The 20,672-nt window shown below is 72.5% G+C and carries 14 protein-coding genes; 4 read left to right on the top strand and 10 right to left on the bottom strand.

Translation table 11 applies throughout. The features are described 5' to 3' along the window. Window positions 1-39 precede the first annotated feature (39 nt). The gene (locus tag WA788_RS29825; RefSeq protein WP_335982543.1) at window positions 40-432 is read left to right on the top strand and encodes a DUF5997 family protein; all 393 of its coding nucleotides are present in this window, start codon (window positions 40-42) and stop codon (window positions 430-432) included. On the opposite strand, the gene WA788_RS29820 is transcribed toward WA788_RS29825, so the two are convergent. Genes WA788_RS29820 through WA788_RS29800 form a run of 5 tightly spaced genes read right to left on the bottom strand, consistent with a single transcriptional unit; the run spans window position 392 to window position 6,949 of the window. Further along, entirely contained in the window at window positions 392-1,414 is a 1,023-nt protein-coding gene (locus tag WA788_RS29820) for an ROK family protein (protein WP_335982541.1), read from the bottom strand. The two genes, WA788_RS29825 and WA788_RS29820, sit on opposite strands and share 41 nt — an antisense overlap. Next, window positions 1,411-3,219: an ABC transporter ATP-binding protein gene (locus tag WA788_RS29815; protein ID WP_335982539.1), complete on the bottom strand. Its 1,809-nt coding sequence runs from the start codon at window positions 3,217-3,219 to the stop codon at window positions 1,411-1,413. Before WA788_RS29815 ends, WA788_RS29820 begins: the two co-directional genes overlap by 4 nt. Beyond that, window positions 3,216-4,130, bottom strand: a complete 915-nt coding sequence (locus tag WA788_RS29810; RefSeq protein ID WP_335982537.1) for an ABC transporter permease — start codon at window positions 4,128-4,130, stop codon at window positions 3,216-3,218. Before WA788_RS29810 ends, WA788_RS29815 begins: the two co-directional genes overlap by 4 nt. Further along, window positions 4,127-5,086, bottom strand: a complete 960-nt coding sequence (locus WA788_RS29805) for an ABC transporter permease (RefSeq protein WP_335982535.1) — start codon at window positions 5,084-5,086, stop codon at window positions 4,127-4,129. The genes WA788_RS29810 and WA788_RS29805 overlap by 4 nt, the downstream gene beginning before the upstream one ends. Before the next feature lie 48 nt (window positions 5,087-5,134). Next, on the bottom strand, window positions 5,135-6,949 hold the full coding sequence (locus WA788_RS29800) for a peptide ABC transporter substrate-binding protein (RefSeq protein ID WP_335982533.1): 1,815 nt from the start codon (window positions 6,947-6,949) through the stop codon (window positions 5,135-5,137). A gap of 300 nt (window positions 6,950-7,249) precedes the next feature. Here WA788_RS29800 and WA788_RS29795 point away from each other — a divergent pair, with 300 nt between their 5' ends. The 3 genes from WA788_RS29795 to WA788_RS29785 all read left to right on the top strand — a co-directional run bounded on the left by WA788_RS29795 (window position 7,250) and on the right by WA788_RS29785 (window position 10,877). Beyond that, complete coding sequence (locus WA788_RS29795; protein WP_335982532.1) at window positions 7,250-8,500, top strand: ROK family transcriptional regulator; 1,251 nt, start codon at window positions 7,250-7,252, stop codon at window positions 8,498-8,500. Window positions 8,501-8,580: 80 nt separating this feature from the next. Further along, window positions 8,581-10,104, top strand: coding sequence for a M81 family metallopeptidase (locus WA788_RS29790; protein WP_335982530.1), 1,524 nt, complete (start codon window positions 8,581-8,583; stop codon window positions 10,102-10,104). Continuing rightward, window positions 10,101-10,877 (top strand): copper homeostasis protein CutC, encoded by a 777-nt coding sequence (locus WA788_RS29785; RefSeq protein WP_335982529.1) that lies wholly within the window; start codon window positions 10,101-10,103, stop codon window positions 10,875-10,877. The genes WA788_RS29790 and WA788_RS29785 overlap by 4 nt, the downstream gene beginning before the upstream one ends. Window positions 10,878-11,075: 198 nt before the next feature. Here WA788_RS29785 and WA788_RS29780 read toward each other — a convergent pair whose 3' ends face one another. The 5 genes from WA788_RS29780 to WA788_RS29760 form a co-directional block, all read right to left on the bottom strand. After that, window positions 11,076-14,462: a family 78 glycoside hydrolase catalytic domain gene (locus WA788_RS29780; RefSeq protein WP_335982527.1), complete on the bottom strand. Its 3,387-nt coding sequence runs from the start codon at window positions 14,460-14,462 to the stop codon at window positions 11,076-11,078. 175 nt (window positions 14,463-14,637) lie between these two features. Then, window positions 14,638-17,658 carry a discoidin domain-containing protein gene (locus WA788_RS29775; protein ID WP_335982525.1) on the bottom strand — a complete coding sequence of 1,007 codons (3,021 nt, stop codon included), beginning with the start codon at window positions 17,656-17,658 and terminating at the stop codon, window positions 14,638-14,640. After that, complete coding sequence (locus tag WA788_RS29770; RefSeq protein ID WP_335982524.1) at window positions 17,655-18,698, bottom strand: hypothetical protein; 1,044 nt, start codon at window positions 18,696-18,698, stop codon at window positions 17,655-17,657. Before WA788_RS29770 ends, WA788_RS29775 begins: the two co-directional genes overlap by 4 nt. A gap of 131 nt (window positions 18,699-18,829) precedes the next feature. Next, the gene (locus tag WA788_RS29765; protein ID WP_335982522.1) at window positions 18,830-19,708 is read right to left on the bottom strand and encodes a carbohydrate ABC transporter permease; all 879 of its coding nucleotides are present in this window, start codon (window positions 19,706-19,708) and stop codon (window positions 18,830-18,832) included. Between the two features lie 5 nt (window positions 19,709-19,713). Then, on the bottom strand, window positions 19,714-20,658 hold the full coding sequence (locus WA788_RS29760) for a carbohydrate ABC transporter permease (protein ID WP_335982520.1): 945 nt from the start codon (window positions 20,656-20,658) through the stop codon (window positions 19,714-19,716). Window positions 20,659-20,672 lie beyond the last annotated feature (14 nt).

Raw genomic sequence — 20,672 nt, 5'->3', positions numbered from 1 at the left:
TGGTCAAAGGCGGCACGCACGCTCGTTATCCTTGACGGCATGACGTCGCAGCAGACCACCCAGACCATGAAGCCCGCGACGGCGGCGAAGAAGCTGGGCGTGTACCTCCCGGCCACGCCCGCCGGGTTCCAGGAGGGTGTCGTCTCCCGCGCCGAGCTGAAGGCACTCCAGACCGATCCTCCCGAGTGGCTGGTGGAACTGCGGCGCAGCGGACCGCACCCGCGGCCGGTGGTCGCCGCCAAGCTCGGCGTGTCCATCACGGGCCTGGCACGCGGCGGCGTCACCGGGGCGCTCACCACCGAGCAGATCGAGGCGCTCAAGCAGGACCAGCCGGAGTGGCTGGTCCAGGAGCGCGCCGTGCAGGCCGAGTTCCGCAGGGAAGTGGTGCGGATCAAGGAGAAGAACGCGGAGCGCGCGGCCCGTACCCACTGACCGGCGCAGCGTCGGCGGCCGGTGCGGCGCCGGCCGGCGACTCCGCGCGCAGTTCCGCGCGCGCCCGGGACGCCGCCCCGATCGCGACCGCGTCGCTGCCCAGCAGTGCTGGGACCAGCCGGATCGGACAGCCGCTGACCGGTGGTTCGGCGGCCAGGGCGGCGAGCACCATCGGCTCCAGCAGCGGCCAGGCGCGGCTGACGCCGCCGCCGATCACGACCGTGGTGACGTCGACCATGCCGGCCGTGATCAGGATCGCGCGCGCGAGGGCCGCCCCTGCCGCCTCGAACACCGCGAGCGCGTCCCGGTCGCCGGCGGCGGCCGCGGCGGCGACCCCGCGCGCGTCGGTGTCCCGTCCGGTGCGCTCGGCGTACCGCGTCGCCAGCGCGCGGCCCGAGGCGAGGGTCTCCAGGTGGCCCCGGCCGCCGCAGGAGCACAGGAGCTCGCCGAAGCCGGGGATGTGGCCGATCTCCCCGGCCGCGCCGTGCGGTCCGTCCATGAGGGCGCCGTCCACCCACAGGGCGCCGCCGACGCCGGTGCCGAGCGTCATGCCCAGCGCGTGCGACTCGCCCGCGACGGCGCCGCGGGCGACTTCACCGCGCAGGAAGGCGTTGACGTCGTTGTCGAGGAAGGCGGGCACGTGGAGTGCCGCCTCGATGGTGCCGGTCACCGCGAACCCGGCCCAGTCCGTGAACGAGTCACTGGCGACGAGCACATGGCCGGTACGCGTGTCGACGATGCCGGCCGCCCCGACGCCGACCCCGGCCAGCCGTGACGGCACGCGGTCGAGCAGCAGCCGCAGCCCGTCCAGCACCGTCCCGACCATGGCGCCTCCGCCCTCGGCGGCGGGCGTGGCGAGTTCGACGCGGTCCAGGACCTCCAGGGACTCGGTGCACAGGATGACCTGTGTGGTGGTGCCGCCGATGTCCACCCCGGCGAAGACCGCGCGCGTGAGCCGCGGTGGTGCGGGTGTCGTCGTCACGCGGTCACGCCCGATCCGCCGGCGGCCGATCCGTCCCTGCCGGGCCCCTCGGCCCCGGTCTGCCGTTCGGCGCGCCGGCGGCGCTGGAGCACCGGGTCGGGGACGGGGACGGCCGCCAGCAGGCGGCGGGTGTAGTCCGTCACCGGATGCAGCAGGGTCACCTCGCTGGGGCCCTGCTCCTCGATCCGGCCGGCCCGCATGACGACGACGCGTGCGGCGAAGTCCTGCACCACGGCGAGGTCGTGGGAGACGAACAGGCACGCGAAGCCGAGGTCGTCCTGGAGTTCGGTGATCACTTGAAGGACTGCTTCCTGCACGCTGACGTCGAGCGCGCTGGTCGGCTCGTCGGCCACCAGCAGCCGCGGATCGAGCACGAGCGCCCGGGCGAGGCTGACCCGCTGGCGCTGGCCGCCGGACAGCTCGCGGGGGGTGCGCCGGGCGAAACCGCGCGGCAGCCGGACCCGGTCCAGGATGTCCGCGACGCGGTCCTGGCGCTCCTTCGACGACATCCGGCGGCGGTGGACGCGCAACGGCTCCGCGACGCACTCACCCACCGACATACGGGCGTCGAGCGAAGCCACCGGGTCCTGAAGGACGACACCGACGCCGGACCGCAGGGAGCGGCGGGACCGCGCGGAGACCTTCCGCAGGTCGGCGCCGAAGAGGGTGACGCTGCCGGCGGTGGGGCGCACCAGCCCGAGCGCGACGCGGGCCGCGGTGGACTTGCCCGATCCCGACTCGCCGACCAGGCCGACGGTCTCGCCGGGCCGCACGCTCAAGGACACGTCGTCCAGGGCGCGTACCGCGCCGCGCCCGCGGCCGAAGGCCACGGTCACCGCCCGCAGGTCGACCACGGACTCGGCGGCCCCGGCGGCTCCCGCGGACCGGGCAGATCCGGACCGGGCAGATCCGGACGTCGCGGAGGCGCCGGACTTCGCGCCCGTGCCCGCCGCCACGCCCCGGGGCGCCGCCCCTTCGGGTTCCGCCACCGTCAGGCGCGGCACCGCCGCCAGCAGCCGTTTGGTGTAGTCGTGGCGCGGGCGCAGCAGGACGTCCTCGACGGGTCCGGTCTCGACGATCTCGCCCTGGAGCATGACGGCGACACGGTCGGCGAAGTCGGCCACCACGCCCATGTTGTGGGTGACCAGCAGCACTCCGGTGCCGGTCTCGGCGGTGAGGCGGCGCAGCAGGTCGAGGATCTCGGCCTGCACGGTGACGTCGAGGGCCGTGGTGGGCTCGTCGGCGATGAGCAGCACCGGGTCGTTGGCGATCGCCATGGCGATGACCACGCGCTGGCGCTGGCCGCCGGACAGTTCGAAGGGGAACGCGGACGCCCGCCGGGCCGGTTCGGGAATGCCGACGCGGCGCAGCAGTTCGACGGCGGCCTGCCGTGCCTCGCGGGCGGACAGCGGGCGGTGGTTGCGGATCACCTCGGCGATCTGGTCGCCGATCCGGGTGAGTGGGTCCAGGGCGGTGGCCGGCTCCTGGAAGACCATGGAGACGGTGCGGCCCCGCAGCCGGGCCAGTTGGTTCTCGCCGGTGGCCACCACGTCGGTGGCGCCCAGCCGGGCCCGTCCGGTGGCGTGGGCGTTGTCCGGCAGCAGGCCGATGGAGGCGAGCGCGACGGTGGACTTGCCGGACCCGGACTCGCCGACCAGGGCGAGGGTCTCGCCGGGCCGGACGTGCAGTGACACCCCGCGTACGGCGGGCACGTCCCCGGTCTCGGTGGAGAAGACCACGCCGAGGTCGTCCAGGTCGAGGATGGCGTCCCCCGCGGCCGCGGTGGGGTGTTCGGCGGCGTTCATCGGCGTCCTCTCACGTCGAAGGCGTCACGGAGCCCGTCGCCGATGGCGTTGAAGGCGCACACCACGAGGATGACGGCAAGGCCCGGCGGAAGGATCAGCCACCAGCGGCCGGAGTACGTGGCGGTCAGGCCCGCGGAGAGCATGCCGCCCCAGTCGGTCTTCGGCGGCTGGAGGCCGAGCCCCAGGTAGGACACGTACGCCACGAGCAGGATCGCGTCGGCGACCTGGAAGGTGGCCGCCACCACGATCGTGGAGACGGAGTTGGGCAGGATGTGCCGCCCGACGGCCCGGGTGTGGGTGCCGCCGATCGCGCGCAGGGTGTGCACGTAGTCGCGGTTCTTCAGGGTGAGGGTCTCGGCCCGCACCAGGCGGGAGGGGACCAGCCAGGAGACCAGGCCGAGGATCACGATCAGTCCGAGGACGCCCGGGGTGGAGATGGCCGAGACCACCAGGAGGATGAACAGCGCGGGGATCGCGATGCCGGCGTCGACGACGCGCATCATGGCCGCGTCGACCCAGCCGCCGGCGTATCCCGCGGCCGCGCCCCACAGGGTGCCGATGACGGTGGCCAGGACGCCCGCGGCCAGACCCACCACGAGGGAGACCTTGCCGCCGTACATGAGCCGGCCCAGTTCGTCGTGGCCGACCGCGTCGGTGCCCAGCAGATGGCTCCCGCTCGGTGCGAGGTTCACCTCGGTGAGCGTGGTGTGGATCTGGTCGGTGGAGTACAGCAGCGGGCCGACGAAGCAGAACAGGAAGAACAGCACGACCACGGCGAGACCGACCACGGCCAGCCGGTTGCGGGCGAACCTGCGCAACGCCAGGCGCAGTCCCGCGGCGGCGACCGGGTCGACCGGCTCGGCCGCCGGCCCGTCGCCGGGCAGCCGGCCCGGCTGGAGTACGGCACTCATGCGCGGTCCCCCTTCACTCGGGGATCGATGATCCGCTGGACGATGTCGGCGAGGAGGGTGCCCACGACGGTGGCGACGGCGATCACCAGCACGCAGCCGAGCAGCACCGGGTAGTCCGACGACTGCGCGGCGGTCCAGAACAGCAGCCCCATGCCGGGGTAGTTGAACAGCTGCTCGACGACGAGGGCGCCGCCGAAGAGCACCGGTACGTAGTAGCCGAGCATCGCCACGACCGGGGTGAGCGAGTTGCGGAACACGTGGCGCCGCAGGATCGCGCCGCGCCGCGAGCCGCCGGCCCGGGCGGTCCTGACGTAGTCCTCGGAGAGGTTCTCCAGCGTGGCCGCTCGCATGTACCGGCTGAAGACCGCCACGACGGAGGCGGCGCCGGCCACCACGGGCAGGACCAGCCCGGCCGGATCGGCGAAGACCTGCGCGAGGGAGTCGCCCTGCGGGGCCTGCGCGGGGAACCAGGGCAGAACGTGGCTGAAGACCAGCACCAGGATCAGGCCGAGGAAGTACACCGGCGTGGAGTAGGCGACGAAACTCAGCGTCGTGATGACGTAGTCGACCGGCTTGTTGCGCCGGACGGCCTGCCACATGCCCAGCGGCACCGCCAGCAGCAGCCCGACGAGCGCGGACAGCACCGTGAGGACCAGCGTCTTGGGCAGGCGCTGCACGATGAGCTGGGAGACCGGCTCGTTGAGCGTGTAGGAGGTGCCGAGGTCCCCGTGCAGCAGGCGGCCGAGGTAGGCGCCGTACTGCACGGGCAGCGGCTGGTCGAGGTGCTGGGCGTGGTCGAACTGCGCGATCTGCTGGGGAGTGGCCTGCGGGCCGAGGATTCCGCGCGCGGGACCCCCGGGCAGGGCGTGCAGCAGGCAGAACGTCGCCACCGTCACGATGAGGATCACCGCGATGGCCTGCAGGACGCGTCTGGCCAGGTACAGGTAAGTGTTCATCGACTTCCGAACGGTTGGATCAGTGCCGTCGTGGGACCCGGACGGGGCTCACTTGCCGGTCCACTGCCACTGGGCGGGGTGGAAGTCGGCCAGCGAGTCCTGGGCGAAGCCGCCGAGGCCGTTCCTGATGACCGAGATCTGGTAGTCGGGCTCGGGCAGCCAGACCACCGGCAGGTCCTTGGCCAGGGCCGCGCTGTACTGCTGGACCGCGGTGTCGGACGTCGACGTGGTCGACTGCGCGATCAGCTTGTCGACCTGCGGGTTGGAGTAACTGCCGAAGTTCGAGCCGCCCTTGGTCTGGAAGAGCGAGTCGCCGGTGGGGAAGGCGGGGAAGTACCAGCTGCCGGCGGTGCCGAAGAAGGACAGCTGCCACTTGCAGGACGCCTGGTCGGAGGTGCACTGCGGGGTCTGGGCGAGCACCGAGTTGACCGGCGCGGTCTTGATCGAGAAGCCGATGCCGGTCTTGGCGAGCGACGACTGGATGGCGCTCATCATGTTGTCGGTGACGGTCGATCCGGACTGGGAGAGCACCTGCATGCGGAACTCGGTGCCCTTGGCGACACCCGTGCCGCACTGGCTCGCGGCGGAGCCGGGCCGCACGCAGGTCATCGTGCCGCCCTGGTCGGCCCAGCCGTGCGCGGTCAGCAGCGCCCTGGCCTTGGCGGTGGAGAACGGGTACGGGTTGTCCTTCTGCGCCGCCGAGACGAAGTCGGAGCTCTGCGCCTGCGGGACCGGCCCGTAGCCGGGGACGGCGGTGCCGTTGAAGATGACCTTGGCCAGGCTGTCCTGGTCGATGGACTCCTGCACGGCCTGCCGCGCGTACAACTGCTTGAACACCGCCCCCATCGCGGGGTTGTCGAAGTTGTAGGGCATGTACGTGACCGCCCAGCCGGTCCACGGCTTGACCGTGTAGCCCTGACCGGTGAAGGACGCCTTCTGGTCCAGGTCGGTGGCGTTGATGTAGCCGTAGTCGACCTGCCCGGAACGCAGCGCGTTCTCCTCGGCGGCGGTCGTGGTGAACGGCAGCAGGTTCACCGTCGGGATGTGGGCCTTCTCGCCGCCGTCGTACTTCTTGTTCGCCGTGAGCACGACCTTGCCCGCGGTGGAGAACGAGCGGACCGTGTACGGCCCGCTGACGGTCTTCCACAGCGGGTCCGAGGCGTACTTGGAGATGTTCTTCGCCGCCGAGTTCAGGAACGTCCACACCTGCTTGGCACCGGCCGTGGTCGTGTCGGCGTCACTGACGGCGGCGGAGGCGGAGGTGCGGTCCCACAGGTGCTGCGGCAGCGGCGTGATCTGGCTCAGCTCGTTCGCCAGCATCCACTGGTCGTTGTAGGACCGGTCGAACGTCAGGGTGAAGCGGTGGTCGTCCAGGACCTTCAGACCGGTCCAGTTGTCGGGCGCCTTTCCGGCGCTGTAGCCGGCCCACTGCGCCTTGTTCGCCTTGATGACGTTGAACCAGAACTGGACGTCCCGGGAGGTGATCGGTTTGCCGTCGCTCCAGTGCCGGTCCCCGAGTGTCACGGTGACGCTCCTGCCGTCCGCGGCGAAGTCCGCCGCGGACGCTATCGACGCCTTCTTGTTCCAGTTGATGGTGCCGGTGGAGCCGTCGTAGGCGACCAGCGGCTCCCACAACGAGGCGGCTATCGAGACGTTGTTGGTGTTGAGGTGGGCCGGAGTGCCGATCGGCAGTATCCAGTTCGGCGTGAAGTTCGCGGGCAGCGCGTAGTTGATGGAACCGGACGACGCGGACGACGACGAGCCGTTCGCTCCGTTGCAGCCTGCGAGCAGCGAGCCGGCTGCGAGCGCGGCGCCCGCCACCAGGGCCCAGCGGCGGCGATCCGTCGTGCGGACAGGAAACATGATTCTCCTCAGGTGGACGACCGCTGGAACCGGATATACCGGAAACTTCTGGGACCGGCGGGTGCGGAACAGTCAACGACGTCTCCGGTCGAAAAAACAAACCCCTGTAGATAACAAGTATGTTTCTGCTGTTTCGAAAAAAGGTCGGCCGCATCGACCGAAGAGGCCCGATTTCCCGGCAGCGGCGGGGTTTCCGGTCCGGCGGCCGGGATTCTCCGGAGGGCGGACGCCCCTTCCTCCGGAAGTCTTCCGGGCGTACTGTCGGCGCCGTCCACCGTCAAATCGGAAGTAAGTTTCTCCATGCCCGACGTAAGTCCGCCGCACAGGAACAGCGCCCCCGGCACACCGTCGCTCGCCGAGCGCGTCCTGGAACTCATCGCCTCCGGGCAGGGCACCTCGCGCGCCGAACTCGCCGAGCGGCTGGGCGCGTCGGCGTCCACGATCTCGCTGACCGTCGGCCAGTTGGTCAGCCGCGGACTGGTCGCCGAGCACGGCACCAGCGCGTCCACCGGCGGCCGTCCCCGCAAGATCCTGCGGATCGGCGCCACCGACGAGTTCGCGGTCGCCGCCGACCTCGGCGGACGGCACGCCCGCATCGGCGTGGTGCTGCCCGGCGGGGAGCTGACGGACGTCTCCACGGTGCCGTTCGCCATCGCCGACGGGCCCGAGGTCGCCCTGCCGGAACTGGCAGAGACCCTGGAAGCACTGGCCGAGGGGCACGGGCGCAGGAGGCTGCGGGGTGTCGGTGTCTCGCTGCCCGGGCCGGTGGACGTGCAGTCCGGGGCCGCCACGCTGCCCTCACGGATGCCGGGCTGGAACAGGTTCCCGGTCGCCGACTGGCTGCAGGAGCGGTTCGGCGTGCCGGCCGCGGTGGAGAACGACGCCAACTGCATGGCGGTCGGCGAGCACGCCGTCCAGCCCGTGGAACGGCGCCAGTCGATCATGGTGAAGATCGGCTCCGCGATCGGCACCGGCATCATCGTCGACGGCAAGCTCTACCGGGGTGCCACCGGCGCGGCCGGCGACATCACCCACGTCCGGATCGACGCGGCCGGCGACACCCCGTGCTCCTGCGGCAACACCGGCTGCCTGGAGACGGTCGCCTCCGGAGCGGCGCTGGTCCGCATCCTGCGCGAGCGCGGCGCGGCGGTCGCGTCCCTGGCGGACGTGGTGCGGCTGGCCTCCGACTCCGACCCGCTGGCCACCGGCGCCGTGCGCCAGGCCGGCAGCTACCTGGGCACCGTCCTCGCCGCGAACGTGAACTTCTTCAACCCCGACGCCGTGTACCTCGGCGGCATCCTGTCCACCCTCGAGCCGTTCGTCGCCGCGGTCCGCAGCCGCCTCTACGAGGGCTGCCACCCGCTCGTCACCGAGCACCTGACCATCGCCCGGGCCAGCCTCGGCGCGGACGCCGGGCTGTTCGGCGCCGGCCTGTTCGCCCTGCAACGCGCCATGGCCCGGGCGCTGCACGACGCGACCGAGGCCGTCCCCGCCGGCGCAGGTGCTCTGCCCAGGACCCACCCGCGCGGCCCGGCGCGCCTCGACGGCTGACCGGCGACCGCGCGTGCCGCGCGGCCGCCACTGCCGCCACGCCGACGTACCCCCGACCCCGACCACCGCAGGAGCAGCCCATGCCGCGTTCCCGAACTCCCGTAGCCCGCCCGGTCATCGCCATCGCCGGGATCGGCATCGAGTCCTCGACGTTCTCGCCCGCCCGCACCCAGGCCCCCGCCTTCCACCCGTCGCGCGGCGAGCAGGTGCTGGAGCGCTACCCGTTCCTCGCACCGGGCGAGCCGCTGCGGGAGGCGGCCGCATGGCACGGCGCGCTCGTCGGCAAGTCGCTGCCGGGCGGCACCGTCACCGCGGCGGCCTTCGCCGAACTGTCGGACGAACTCATCGCCCGCCTCGCGGACCTGCCGCCGCTGGACGGCCTCTGGTACGACATCCACGGCGCGATGACCGTCGAGGGTGTCGACGACGCCGAGGCGGTGCTGCTGGACCGAATCCGGGCCACCGTCGGTCCGGACGTCATCGTGTCCACCTCGATGGACCTGCACGGCAACGTCTCCCGCGAACTGGCCCACCGCAGCGACCTGATCACGTGCTACCGGATGGCACCGCACGAGGACCACATGGAGACCAAGGAGCGCGCGGTCCGCAACCTGGTGGACCTGCTGGTGACGGGCGCGCCCAGGCCGTTCAAGGCGTGGGTGCCGGTGCCGGTGCTGCTGGCCGGCGAGCAGACCTCGACCCGGATCGAGCCGGCCAAAAGCGTCTACGCCGCGGTCGCCGAGGTGGAGGCGCTCGACGGCGTCACCGACGCGGCGATCTGGGTCGGCTACGCGTGGGCCGACGAGCCCCGCAACCGCGCGGCGGTGGTCGTCACCGGTCCCTCGCGGGACGCCGTCGCCGCGGGCGCGGAGCGCCTGGCCCGGGGGTTCTGGGACCGCCGGAGGGAGTTCGGGTTCGTCGCGCCGACCGGCACGCTGGACGAGTGCCTGGACCAGGCGCTGTCCTCGGCGCGGCGCCCGTACTTCGTCAGCGACACCGGCGACAACCCCACGGCCGGCGGGGCGGGCGACGTGACCTGGGGACTGGCCCGGGTGCTGGCCCGGCCGGAGTTCCGCGACGCCGGCGGCCCGACGGTCCTGTACGCCTCCGTGCCCGGCCCGGCGGCGGTGGCGCGGGCCCGGCAGGCAGGAGTCGGCGCGACCGTGACGGTGACGGCGGGCGCCGAGGTCGACGACCGGCACGAGGGACCGCTGACGATGACGGGCGTCGTGCACGCCGTGCGGGACGGCGACCGGGACGCGCGGACCGAGGTCGTGCTGCGGGTCGGCAGCGTCTTCGTGATCCTCACGGAACTGCGCAAGCCCTACCACCACGAGCACGACTTCACCGACCTGGCGCTCGACCCGCGCGGCGCGGACATCGTCATCGTCAAGATCGGCTACCTCGAACCCGAGCTGTTCGCGATGGCCGCGGACTGGAAGATGGCGCTCACCCCCGGCGGTGTCGACCAGGACCTGGTGCGGTTGGGCCACCACCGCATCCGCCGCCCGATGTTCCCCTTCGACCCGGACATGGCCGCGCCGGACCTCACCGCCCGCCTGATCGCGCCCTCGGACGAGCCGCTGACCGGGGGCGACGAGTGAGCTCCGCACGGCGTCTGCAACTGGAGATCGCCGTCGCGAGCCCCGCCGGCGCCCGGGTCGCGAGGCAGGCGGGGGCCGATCGGGTGGAGCTGTGCTCGGCCCTGGAACTGGGCGGAGTGACCCCGTCGGGCGCGCTGGTCGCGGCGGCGTGCGCGGTCGGCCCCCCGGTGCACGTCCTGGTCCGCTGCCGCCCGGGCGACTTCGTGTACGACGCGGAGGAGGTGGCGCTCATGGCCGCCGAGGTGCGCGAGGCGGTGGCCGCGGGTGCGGCGGGCGTGGTGGTCGGCGCGCTGACCTCGGCCGGTGCCCTGGACACCGGGGCGATGCGAAGGCTGCTGGACGCGGCCGCCGAAGCGGGGAGCGCGGCCGGCCGCCCGGTCGGGGTGACCGTGCACCGGGCGATCGACCAGGCGGCCGACCCGGTGGCCACGGCCGTCCTGGCGGCCTCGCTGGGCGCCACCCGCATCCTGACCTCGGGCGGGGCGGTGACCGCGCCGGCCGGGGCCGGGACGATCGCCGCGATCGCCGCGGCCGTCCCCGCCACCGAGGTGATGGCCGGCGCGGGCGTCGGGCCCGGTGACGTGGCAGCGCTGGCGGCCACCGGTGCGGCGGCGGTCCACCTGTCGGCGAAGCGGGCCGCGCCCGCCCGGCGGGGTGGGACGTGGGTGCCGATGGGTCCGGCGAGCGGCTCGGCCGGCACCGACACCCACTTCGTCACCGACCCGGAGATCGTGGCGGCCGCGCGGTCAGCGGTCGACGCCGTCAACCGCTGAGCACGGCCACCGCCCCTGGCGCCGGTCGTCACCGCGCGGGGCCGGAGCGCCTGCCGACCCGTCCGCCGCAGGAGTGTTCCCGTGTGCGCGACAGCCTCCGGACCCGTCGCGCTGCCCACCGCCGCCCCCCTGGCCCCGTCACCGGCGCCCCCGGGCCGCTTTCGCGGGCCGCGGGGACGCCGGGCGGGGGGCGTCAGTTCACGGCCGTGCGGCCCGGAAGGACCACGCGCCCGTGCCGACGCGGTACACCGCCGTGTCGGCGTCGCGGCGCACCAGCACCGCGCCGCGCGACGGCGTCACGACGGCCTTCGCCCCGCCGGCCGGGGCGAGCGGCACCGCCACCGTGGCGCTGGTGTTGGGCGGCACGGACACCGCCAGCGACAGGGACGTGCCCGAGCGCCGCCAGGAGCTGGCGACGCGGCCGTGCGGAGTGTCGTAGGTGGCGTCGACCGTGGTCAGGTCGCCGACGACCGCCGGGGCCAGCGCGAGTTCGGAGAAGGCCACCGAGTCGGCGGTCTGGGTGATGCCGCCGAGCCCCGCGGTGAACCACTCCTCCAGCGCGCCGAGCATCCAGTGGTTCTGCGAGGCGCTGGTGCCCATGCCGCCCCACGACTCGGCCAGTGACGTCGAGCCGGTGGCCACCATGTGCCCGTAGCTGGGGTAGGTGGTCTGGGTGGCGATGTCCCAGATGACGTCGTGCCGGCCGGCGCCGGCCAGCACCCGCAGGGCCGCGGGCAGGCCGACCTCGCCGACCTCCAGGTGGTTGCCCGCGGCGCGGATGGCGGCGATCAGCGTGGCCAGCACCGCCGCCGACCGCGCCGCCGGTACGAAGCCGGCGTCGAGCGCCAGCGCGTTGCAGGCCTGGCTGCCCGACGCGTAGGTGGCGCCGGACGCGTCGAGGTAGGTGGCGTTGAAGGCGGCGGTGATCCGGGCGGCCAGCGCGTCGTACCGCTTCGCGTCGCTTCTCTCGCCCAGGACGCCGGCGATGTGGGCCAGCGTCGTGGCCAGCCGCTTGTAGGCGTAGGTCTGCACCACCTTGGTCGGGGTGGTGGTCTCCACCGACTCCCAGTCGCCGAGGCCGCCGTCGAGCAGGTCTCCCGAGGCGAGTCCGCCGAGGTAGTCCAGGTAGCGCTTCATCGCCGGGTAGGCGGAGCGCAGGGTCGAGGTGTCGCCGTAGGCGCGGTACAGCTGCCACGGCACCAGGACGATGGAGCCGCCCCAGTTGGCGTCGTAGCGGTAGGCGCCGGCGAACAGGGCGATCTCCGGTGCGGTGGTGGGCACCATCCCGTCGGGGGCCTGCGCCTCGATCATGTCGCGCACGAGCTTGCGGCCGTACGCCTCGATGTCGTAGTTGCGGGTGGCGGCGCCGAGGGCCAGGCCGGTCTGGTCCAGCCAGCCGAGCTTCTCGCGGTGCGGGCAGTCGGTGAACACCGAGTACATGTTGCTCTGCACGGACCGGTCGATGATGGTGTGGATGCTGTTGAGCAGGTCGTCTGAGCAGGTGAAGGAGCCCGCCTCGGGGTTGGCGGTGCGCAGGACGAGGGTCTTGGCGTCACCGAGCGAGGGGGCCCGGGGCAGGCCCCGCACCTCCAGGTAGCGGAAACCGTGGTAGACGAAGCGCGGCTGCCAGATCTCCTCGCCTGAGCCGGCCGTCACGTAGGTGTCGTAGATCGGTTTGCCGGTGGTCGACTGGTCGACCGTGCCGGCCGCGGTCAGCTTCTCGCCGGGCAGCATCGTCACCGTCGTCCCGGCCGGGCCGCTCATCCGCAGTTGCTGCCAGCCCGCGCTGTTGGTCGCGAAGTCGATGACGTAGACGCCCTCGGAGGGCGAGGTGATCGCGACGGCGGGGTGGACGTCGACGATCTCGATGGGCGGGGCGAGCCGTCCCACCAGGGCGGTGTCCGGCGCGGGCGGGGCGGTGACGGCCGCCTGCTGCCAGGCGCGGCGGTCGCCTTCGGGGTGGTCCCAGCGGGGCTGCACGCGGCGGGCGTCGAAGTCCTCGCCGCCGTACCAGTTGCTGAACGTGGTCGGGCCGAGCGCGGTCAGCCAGCTGCCGTCGGTGGCCACGGTGTGGCTGCGGCCGTCGGTGTAGCGGATCTCCAGCTGGGCGATCAGCCGCGGCGGCCCGAAACCGGCGGTGGCCTTGATGTAGCGGCTGGGGTTGTCGAGGGTGTTGAAGACGTCCCACATGCCGTTGCCGATCTCCACGCCCACGGTGTTGCGGCCGCTCGCCAGCAGCTTCGTGACGTCGTACGTGGCGTACGGCACCTCGGTCAGGACGTTGGTGTTCGGCGGTTCGAGGACCGCGGTGCCCGCGGCGCGGCCGTTGACGGTGGCGGCGTGGATGCCGGCCGCGGAGATGTACAGCCGGGCCCTGGCCACCTCGCCGGAGACGGTGAAGTCCTTGGCGAACAGCGGCAGTGCGGCTGGCGCGTCGTGCATGCTGGAGGGCGGGTAGGGCTTGTCGTCCTTCTTCACGTCGGCGACGCCGGTGAAGGGCCCGGCCGGGTCGTCGGCGGCCGAGACGCTGAACGTCCTGGGGTAGTCCGGGGTCATGCCCCACTGGCTGGGCGCGTCCCAGCGCTGGTAGACCACCACCGAGTCGAACGTGACGGCCGAGCCCAGGTCGAGCGTGAGCACCACCGGGTCGTCGGAGATGTCGGTGTCGGACCGGACACTGCTCTGGTAGCCGTACGGCGCCTGCGTCGAGGTGAGCTTGCCGTCGGTGAGGTACTCCGGAGCCCACTGCCCGGGCACGGTCAGGGTGTCGGACGCGGTGACGGGCGCGCCGTGCGCCAGGTCCACGCCGGGGCGGGCGGAGTCCCGCACGGCGATCTCGGATATCTGCAACTGCGGCTTCCAGTGGGCGGTGTCGTCGAGCGCCGACGCGGGACGGCCCAGGTCGGTGACGGTCACCCGGACGTAGCGCGCGGTCCGGGGTGCCGCCAGCTGCGCGGTGACGCCGTAGGGCTGCTCCCACTCGGTGTTGCCGATCCACCGCGCCGCCCAGTCGCCGGCGTCGAGCAGGCCGGTCTCCCACACCGCGGGCGCGCTCCACGCCGTCGCGCCGCCCTGCTCGTCCCACACCCGCACCCGCCAGAACGCCTGGGTACGGGCCGGGACCGGCTTGCCGCCGTAGGGGACCGAGAAGGTGCGCGCGCCGCTCACCCGGCCGCTGTCCCACAGGTCCGGGCGCCCCCGGCCGAGCGCGGCGGCGCTGGTGGCGACCTGTACCTGGTACGCCTTCTGCCGCACCGCGGCCGCGGTGGGCGAGGCGCCGGCCGGCAGCCCCAACCGCCAGCTGAGGGTGGGTCGTTCGACGTCGATGCCGAGCGGGTCGGTCATCGCCGCGGCCCGCAGGCCGAGGGGGGTGACGCCTCGGGCGGCGGCCGCGGGCGCCCCCTTGGCGGCGGCCGCGGCGGCGCTCGACACGCCCGCCGCGCTCAGGCCGAGGGCGCCGATCGTCCCGCCGCCCAGCAGCAGGAACTGCCGGCGGCTGGTACCGGCGGCCCCGGCGTCCTGCCGGGTGTCGTCGTGGACCTCTCCTGGCGTGTGGCGCCGCGGGTCGGACTCGGGTCCGGGCATGGCGTTCTCCTTCTGATGTGAATCGTTTCATTTCTGCCGCGCGCGGAGCCCGGTGGGGCGTGCCGCGGGGATGTCCGTGCGGGTGACGCGACGTGCGCGGCCCCGCGTCCTCCCCCGGTGTGCGGGGCACCTCGGGGGAGGACGCGGGCCGGTCCGGCGTCAGGGTGCGAAGGGGTCAGGGTGCGTAGACCTGGACCTCTGCCAGCTGCATCTGGTACGCGCCGCTCTCGTCCGCCCGCAGGTCGGTGCCCTGCACGCGGACGTAGCGCGCGCTCTGCGGGCCGAAGGCGAACGCCTGCGGGGAGCCGTCGACCGGCTTCGGGTAACCGGTCTTCGCCACCGCCGTGGTCCAGTGCGTGCCGTCCGTCGAGACGTCGATCGTGAAGTCGATCGGGAAGTCGCTGCCCACCAGTGTCTGGTCGAAGTTCTTCGGCCACAGGGTGACGCTGCCGACGGACGTCGTCCTGCCCAGGTCCACGGTCAGCGACTCGGTGTGGTTCTCCGCCTGGTCGGAGTCGCTCGCCCAGCCGAAGGAGCCGGCGACGCTGAACGGCTGCGCGTCCACCGCGGTCGCCGCGCCGTAGTTGCCGTCCTCGATGCTGCTGGTGGCGGTGACGGGCTGGTGGGCCGCCAGGTCGTCAGGGGTCGGCGGGGTGGTCAGCACGTAGCCGGCGGCGCTGCCGCGGGTCAGGGTCACGGTGTGCGCGCCGGCGCCGGTGTAGGTGTAGCGCACCGTGCCGAGGTCGTCGGCGGTCGCGCGGTGGCTGCCGTGGTTGTCGGTGACCGTGTAGGTGGCGTGCGGGGTCTGCCCGGACCACTGGAGGGTGACCGGCTGCCGGGCGGCGCTGTAGTCGACGGTCTCGCTCAACTCGTTGTGGTAGGTGACCGAGAGCCGGTCGGCGCTGTGGATGGTCCGGGAGACCGCGGTGCCGTTCATCGCGGCCGGGATGTTCGGTGCCACGGTGACGCCCGCGGCGGTCGGCTGGATGCCGAGCACGTCGCTGTACAGGCCGGTGGCGCCGTTGGCGTTCGCCGGGAACCACGCCTCCTGACCGCCGGCCCGCGCGGTGAGGAACCACGTCAGCCGGCTCCATCCGTCGAAGCCGTCCTGCGTGTAGCGCTCCAGCGTGTTGTCGAGGTACGTCAGCGACCGCGAGCGCTCGCCGAGCACGGCGGCGGCGCGCATGTACTCCTCGGTCATCATCGGGTAGATCGCGCCGTTCTCCAGCCCGGTCTCGAACCCGTTGCCGTGCGAGCTCTCGGTGTCGCGGTTCAGCGCGATGAAGTTCTCCGGCAGCATGGTCAGGCCGTAGCGGCGCATCTGGGTGTCGATGCCGTCGAGGATCTGCCGGCCGCGCTGGAGGTCGACCAGCCCGAAGTAGACCGCCTGGAGGTTGATCTGGGTCTGCTGCACCTTGCCCTGCACGGTGCCGTCGGCGTTGCGCCAGTACGCGAACATGCCCGTCCCGGGGTCCCACAGGCCGCCGTCGGTGTCGTCCCGGTTGAACTGGGACTTCAGCTTCGCGGCGATCGAGGCGTACTCACCCGCCTGCGCGGTGTCGTGGAAGACGTCCTTCTCCAGCCCGGACCACTGCACCAGGGCCTGGTACATCAACTCGTTGACGTAGCCGCTCTCGTACGACACGTACTGCGCGTCGTTCCACTCGCGGATGCCCTTCTTCGACGCGCTGCTGGTCAGGTCGTTGTGGAAGAGGCCGTCGCCCGGGTCGTACTGCTGGTCGACCATGAACGCCAGGGACCGCTCCACCGACGAGCGCATCGAGGCGAGCCACGTCCGGTCCGGCGAGTACTGGTACATGTCCGCGACGGCCGAGGCGTACGACGGGTCCGCGTCGTACAGGCTGCCGTCGCCCCACGGGTGGTCCAGGTGGTAGGTGCGGCCGGCCATGTGGCCGGAGGAGGACTGCGCGGTGTCGCGGAAGTACGTCAGCAGGCGCTGCTGCGAGGCGGTCATGGCCGGGTCGTAGTAGCCCTGCACGGTCCGGTCGGCGTACACCATGTCGTACGGCCCCACGCCGGGGTCGCGCAGCCCGACGGTGGACATGCCGAAGTTCTTGTCGATCACGCCGGAGCGGCCGAAGTCGTTGAGCAGCGAGGTCAGGGCGGCGGTGTCGGCGACGCCTTTGATGGTGCCGCCCAGCGAGTAGTAGCGGGCGTAGTCGTCCGCGGCGAAGGTGTAGCTGACGGTGTCGCGCTGCGACGGGGAGGTGGTGACGGGCGCGAAGACGTACGCGTCGGTGCCGTTGGAGCTGTGGCCGCCGTAGACCAGGCCGCTGGCCGCGCTGCCCGCGGTGTAGTTCCAGGTGGGTGAGGTGGACAGCTCCGTCTCCTGGTAGGTGTTGCCGTCGCCGGTGTAGGAGAACTCGGTGGCGATGTTGCGGTTGCCGGTCGCCGTCACGCTCAGCGCCTGCCGGGTGGAGCCGCGCAGCATCGTGAAGTCGGACTCCTCGACGCCGTAGCGGTCCAGGTTTTGGGAGAGGAAGAACGAGTTCTGCCCGGTGTAGGCGTTGCCGAGGGGCAGGTCGCCGCCGTCCTGGGGCCGCCGGATGTTGTCCCACACCCGGGCCCAGCCGAAGGTGAGCTGGCCGTTGTGGCGCACGGACCGGTCGGAGGTGTCCAGCCAGTCGTAGCCGCGGCTGGAGCTGAGCTCGATCCCGGTCCCGGTCAGGTCGAACCGCCAGGTCTCCTCCAGCGCGACCCGCGCGTTCGCCATGGTGAAGGACGCGGTGACGCTGCGGCCGTGCACCGTGACCGACGGGTCGGCGGCCAGCGCCGTGCTGGCCAGTTCGGAGCCGTCGGCGCCGAGCCGGACCGAGCTGTAGATGCCGGCGTCCAGCAACTGCGTGCCGCCCATGGTGAAGGAGGTGACGACCGACCTGCCGCCGTAGGAGTACACCATGCGGAAACCGCCGTCGGTCATGGTGACGGTCCGGGCCGCTTTGTCGACGACGACGGACGCCTGGGCCGCGGCGGCGTGCTGCGGTGCGGCCAGCAGGCCGCTCAGCAGGGAGCCGACGAGCAGCCCGAAGGTCAGCACCACTCGGCCGGCCGCGGTGCGCCAGGCCCCTTCGGCCCGGGGCCCCGCTCTTCCGGTTCTCCGGTCCTCCGCGGTGGCCGCGCCTCGTGGGGCGCGTGGGGTCCGTTCGGTGCGTGGGGTGCGTGCGGTCCTTCTCATGCGGGGCTCCTGTCGGTGTTCGGCGGCGGGGTGCCGGCGCCGGTGGCGCGGGTGATGCCGCGCATCTCGCGCTGCGCGTAGCCGCCCAGCCGGACCGGGTCGCGGTGGGTGACGGCGCAGTAGTAGTGCTCCAGCCGTCCGTTCCAGCTCATGACGGCGGGCTTGTGGGTGTGCAGGGAGTCGATGGAGCCGGCCGGGCCGACGTCGAGCAGGATCTCCTTGGACTTCACCCAGGTCCGCAGGTCGCGCGAGGTGGCGAAGCCCTCGCGGGCGTGCCCGTCCTCGGCCAGGCCGAAGTAGAACATGATCCAGAAGTCCCCGTCGCGCAGCACGCAAGGGTCCGAGGCGAACCGCTCGTCGAACGAGCCCGGACCGCCCACGCTCAGCACGGGGTTCGCGTCATGGCGGGTCCAGTGCGTCAGGTCGCTCGAGACCGCCAGGCCCGTCTGCTCGGTCCACGGCCACTGGTCGCGGTCCTTGGCGTTGTAGAAGGTGTAGAAGAGCCCCTCGTGCTCCAGCAGCCAGGACTTGTACAGCCCGCCGCGCTCCCAGGCGCCGCCGTCGCGGGGGTCCAGTACGGCGCCGGTCTGCTCCCAGTGCAGCAGGTCGCGGCTGCGGACGAAGCCGATCGAGGCGGGGCCGGCCTCGTAGCCGGCCGCCGGGTAGGCGTGGAAGGTGCCGTAGTGCCACCCGTCGAAGTCGCGCAGCTCTCCGGCCGACCACAGGTCGTTGTCGCGGGCGATCGACGTCAGGGCCGCGTTGTAGCGGCGCAGCGGGTCCGACGCGTCGCGGGCGAGCACCACCTGGCCGGGGCCCCAGCCGTGCTCGGCGTCGTTCCAGGCCAGCGCGGTCTGGTAGCCGACACCGTCCCAGCCGACGTAGGTCATGCCCTGCCGCCCGTCCCGGGAGAACACGAACGGGCAGTCCACGGCGTGGCTGTCGAAGGTGCCCTCGGTGAACGAGGGGGCGACGACCAGGCGTTCGTCGCGGCACGGGGTGGCGATGCGGTCGATGGGATATTCGGCGGACTGCGTGGACATGGGGGTTCCCGATTCTCTCTGCGGGCGCACCGGGCCGGGCGCCGCCTGGGGCGGGCGCCTGCCCGGGCATCGATGTGAGCGTTCACACGGCGCGCCGGCGGGCGGTTCCGCGCCCGGACCGGCGGCCGGGCTCACTTCCCGGTCCCGGCCATCAGGCCGGAGACGTAGTAGCGCTGGAGCAGCATGAACAACACGACGCAGGGCAGCATGGTCACCGTGATCCCGGCTTGCAGCGCCCCCCAGTCGATGGTGTTGAGCGGGCCGTTCTGCGCGTTCACCAGGGCCACCGGCAGCGTGAAGCTGGAGTTGTCGTTCAGCAGCACCAGCGCGGCCAGGAACTCGTTCCAGCCGGCCAGGAAGGCGAACAGCGCGACCGTCACCACGCCCGGCCTGACCAGCGGCAGCATCACCCGGGGCAGCGCGCTCAGCTTCGAGCAGCCGTCGATCTCGGCCGCGTCGCCGATCTCCTCCGGCACGCTCTCGAAGGAGTTGCGCATCATGTAGACGGCGAACGGCATCTGGAAGGTGGCGTACACCAGCGCCAGGCCCAGCAGCGAGTTGGTCAGCCCCAGCCAGATCATCACGGTGAACAGCGAGACCAGCAGCGCCGGGTAGGGCACCAGCAGCATGCCGACGGTGAGCCCGAACAGCGCCTTCTTGCCGCGGAAGCGGTAGCGGGCGAAGGCGTAGCCGGCCGGCACCGCGACAGCCGTGGTGATCAGCACCGTCATCAGTGTCACCGCGAGCGAGTTGAGCACGTACGTGCCCAGCGACGTGCCGGAGCTGTCCAGCTTGGCGAAGTTCGCCACCGTCCAGTGCGCCGGCCACCACTTCGGCGGCCAGGCGTTCGCCTCCGCGGCGGACTTGAACCCGCCGACGGTGGTCCACACGATCGGGAACGCGAAGAGCAGCGCCAGCACCGCCGCGAGCGCGATCCGTACCGGGTTGCGGCTGCGCTCGCGCACCGCGACGGGGGAGCGGCGCGCTCGCGCCGCCTCGGACATCACCATGGCGGTCAGCCCTTTCCGCGTTGCAGCCGGACCTGGAGCACGGAGATCCCGGCCATCACCGCGACCACCACCACGGCCACCGCGGCGGCGTAGCCGCGCTGGAAGCTCAGGAAGGCGGACTTGTAGAGGTAGTAGACGACCGTCAGGGTCGAGCCGTCGGGGCCGCCCTTGGTCATCGTGTAGAACTGGTCGAAGCCGAGGAACGTCGTGGTGACGGTGAGCAGCACGACCAGCGACAGCGGCTTCCTGATCAGCGGCAGCGTGATGTCCTTCAGCACGCGGACCGGGCCCGCGCCGTCCAGCCGGGCCGCCTCGTAGATCTCGTCGGGGATCGAGTCCATGCCCATCAGCAGCACCAGCATGGCCAGGCCGACCGTCTTCCACACCGTCATGACGACCACCACGGCGAGCGTCGTGGACGGGTGTGCGTACCAGTCGGAACCGCCGGCGGACAGCCCGAGGTGCTGCGCGAGGTACGGCAGCACGCCGGTGCGCGCGTTGCTCATCGACAGCCACAGCAGGCCGGCCGGCGCGAAGCCGATGGTGACCGGCGCGAACAGCAGGGCCCGCACCGCGGTGCGCCCGGGGAACCTCGGCCGGACCAGCAGCGCCAGCGCCAGCGACACCGCGATGCCGATCACCGAGGTGACGGCGGTGTACTCGGCGGTGAACCGGACCGCGTGCCAGAACTGCCCGGAGGACAGCGCCTGGCTGTAGTTGGACGTGCCCGCCGGGGTGTGCGCCCCGAACGCGGGCCAGTGGAAGAACGACATCCAGATCATCAGGCCGAACGGCAGCACGAAGAACAGGCCGATGATCACGGCGCTCGGTGCGGCGAGCGCCCAGCCCTGCAGGTTCTCCCCGCGCCGGCGTCCGGGCGGCTGTGCGCCGGGCTTTCGCGCAAGGCGTGCAAGGCGCGCAGGGCGCGGGAGGGTGGCGGTGGTGGCCATGGCGACTGCCTCCC

The organism is Streptomyces sp. CA2R106 (genome assembly GCF_037034245.1).
In the GTDB taxonomy this organism is placed as follows: Bacteria; Actinomycetota; Actinomycetes; order Streptomycetales; family Streptomycetaceae; genus Actinacidiphila.
This window is presented reverse-complemented; position numbering and strand designations above follow the sequence as displayed.

Bases quoted from the DNA above. Each gene is read 5' to 3' on its own strand.
- WA788_RS29825 (WP_335982543.1), top strand. From the start codon at position 40: ATGACGTCGCAGCAGACCACCCAGACCATGAAGCCCGCGACGGCGGCG.
- WA788_RS29815 (WP_335982539.1), bottom strand. From the start codon at position 3,219: ATGAACGCCGCCGAACACCCCACCGCGGCCGCGGGGGACGCCATCCTC.
- WA788_RS29810 (WP_335982537.1), bottom strand. From the start codon at position 4,130: ATGAGTGCCGTACTCCAGCCGGGCCGGCTGCCCGGCGACGGGCCGGCG.
- WA788_RS29805 (WP_335982535.1), bottom strand. From the start codon at position 5,086: ATGAACACTTACCTGTACCTGGCCAGACGCGTCCTGCAGGCCATCGCG.
- WA788_RS29800 (WP_335982533.1), bottom strand. From the start codon at position 6,949: ATGTTTCCTGTCCGCACGACGGATCGCCGCCGCTGGGCCCTGGTGGCG.
- WA788_RS29795 (WP_335982532.1), top strand. From the start codon at position 7,250: ATGCCCGACGTAAGTCCGCCGCACAGGAACAGCGCCCCCGGCACACCG.
- WA788_RS29790 (WP_335982530.1), top strand. From the start codon at position 8,581: ATGCCGCGTTCCCGAACTCCCGTAGCCCGCCCGGTCATCGCCATCGCC.
- WA788_RS29780 (WP_335982527.1), bottom strand. From the start codon at position 14,462: ATGCCCGGACCCGAGTCCGACCCGCGGCGCCACACGCCAGGAGAGGTC.
- WA788_RS29775 (WP_335982525.1), bottom strand. From the start codon at position 17,658: ATGAGAAGGACCGCACGCACCCCACGCACCGAACGGACCCCACGCGCC.
- WA788_RS29770 (WP_335982524.1), bottom strand. From the start codon at position 18,698: ATGTCCACGCAGTCCGCCGAATATCCCATCGACCGCATCGCCACCCCG.
- WA788_RS29765 (WP_335982522.1), bottom strand. From the start codon at position 19,708: ATGGTGATGTCCGAGGCGGCGCGAGCGCGCCGCTCCCCCGTCGCGGTG.
- WA788_RS29760 (WP_335982520.1), bottom strand. From the start codon at position 20,658: ATGGCCACCACCGCCACCCTCCCGCGCCCTGCGCGCCTTGCACGCCTT.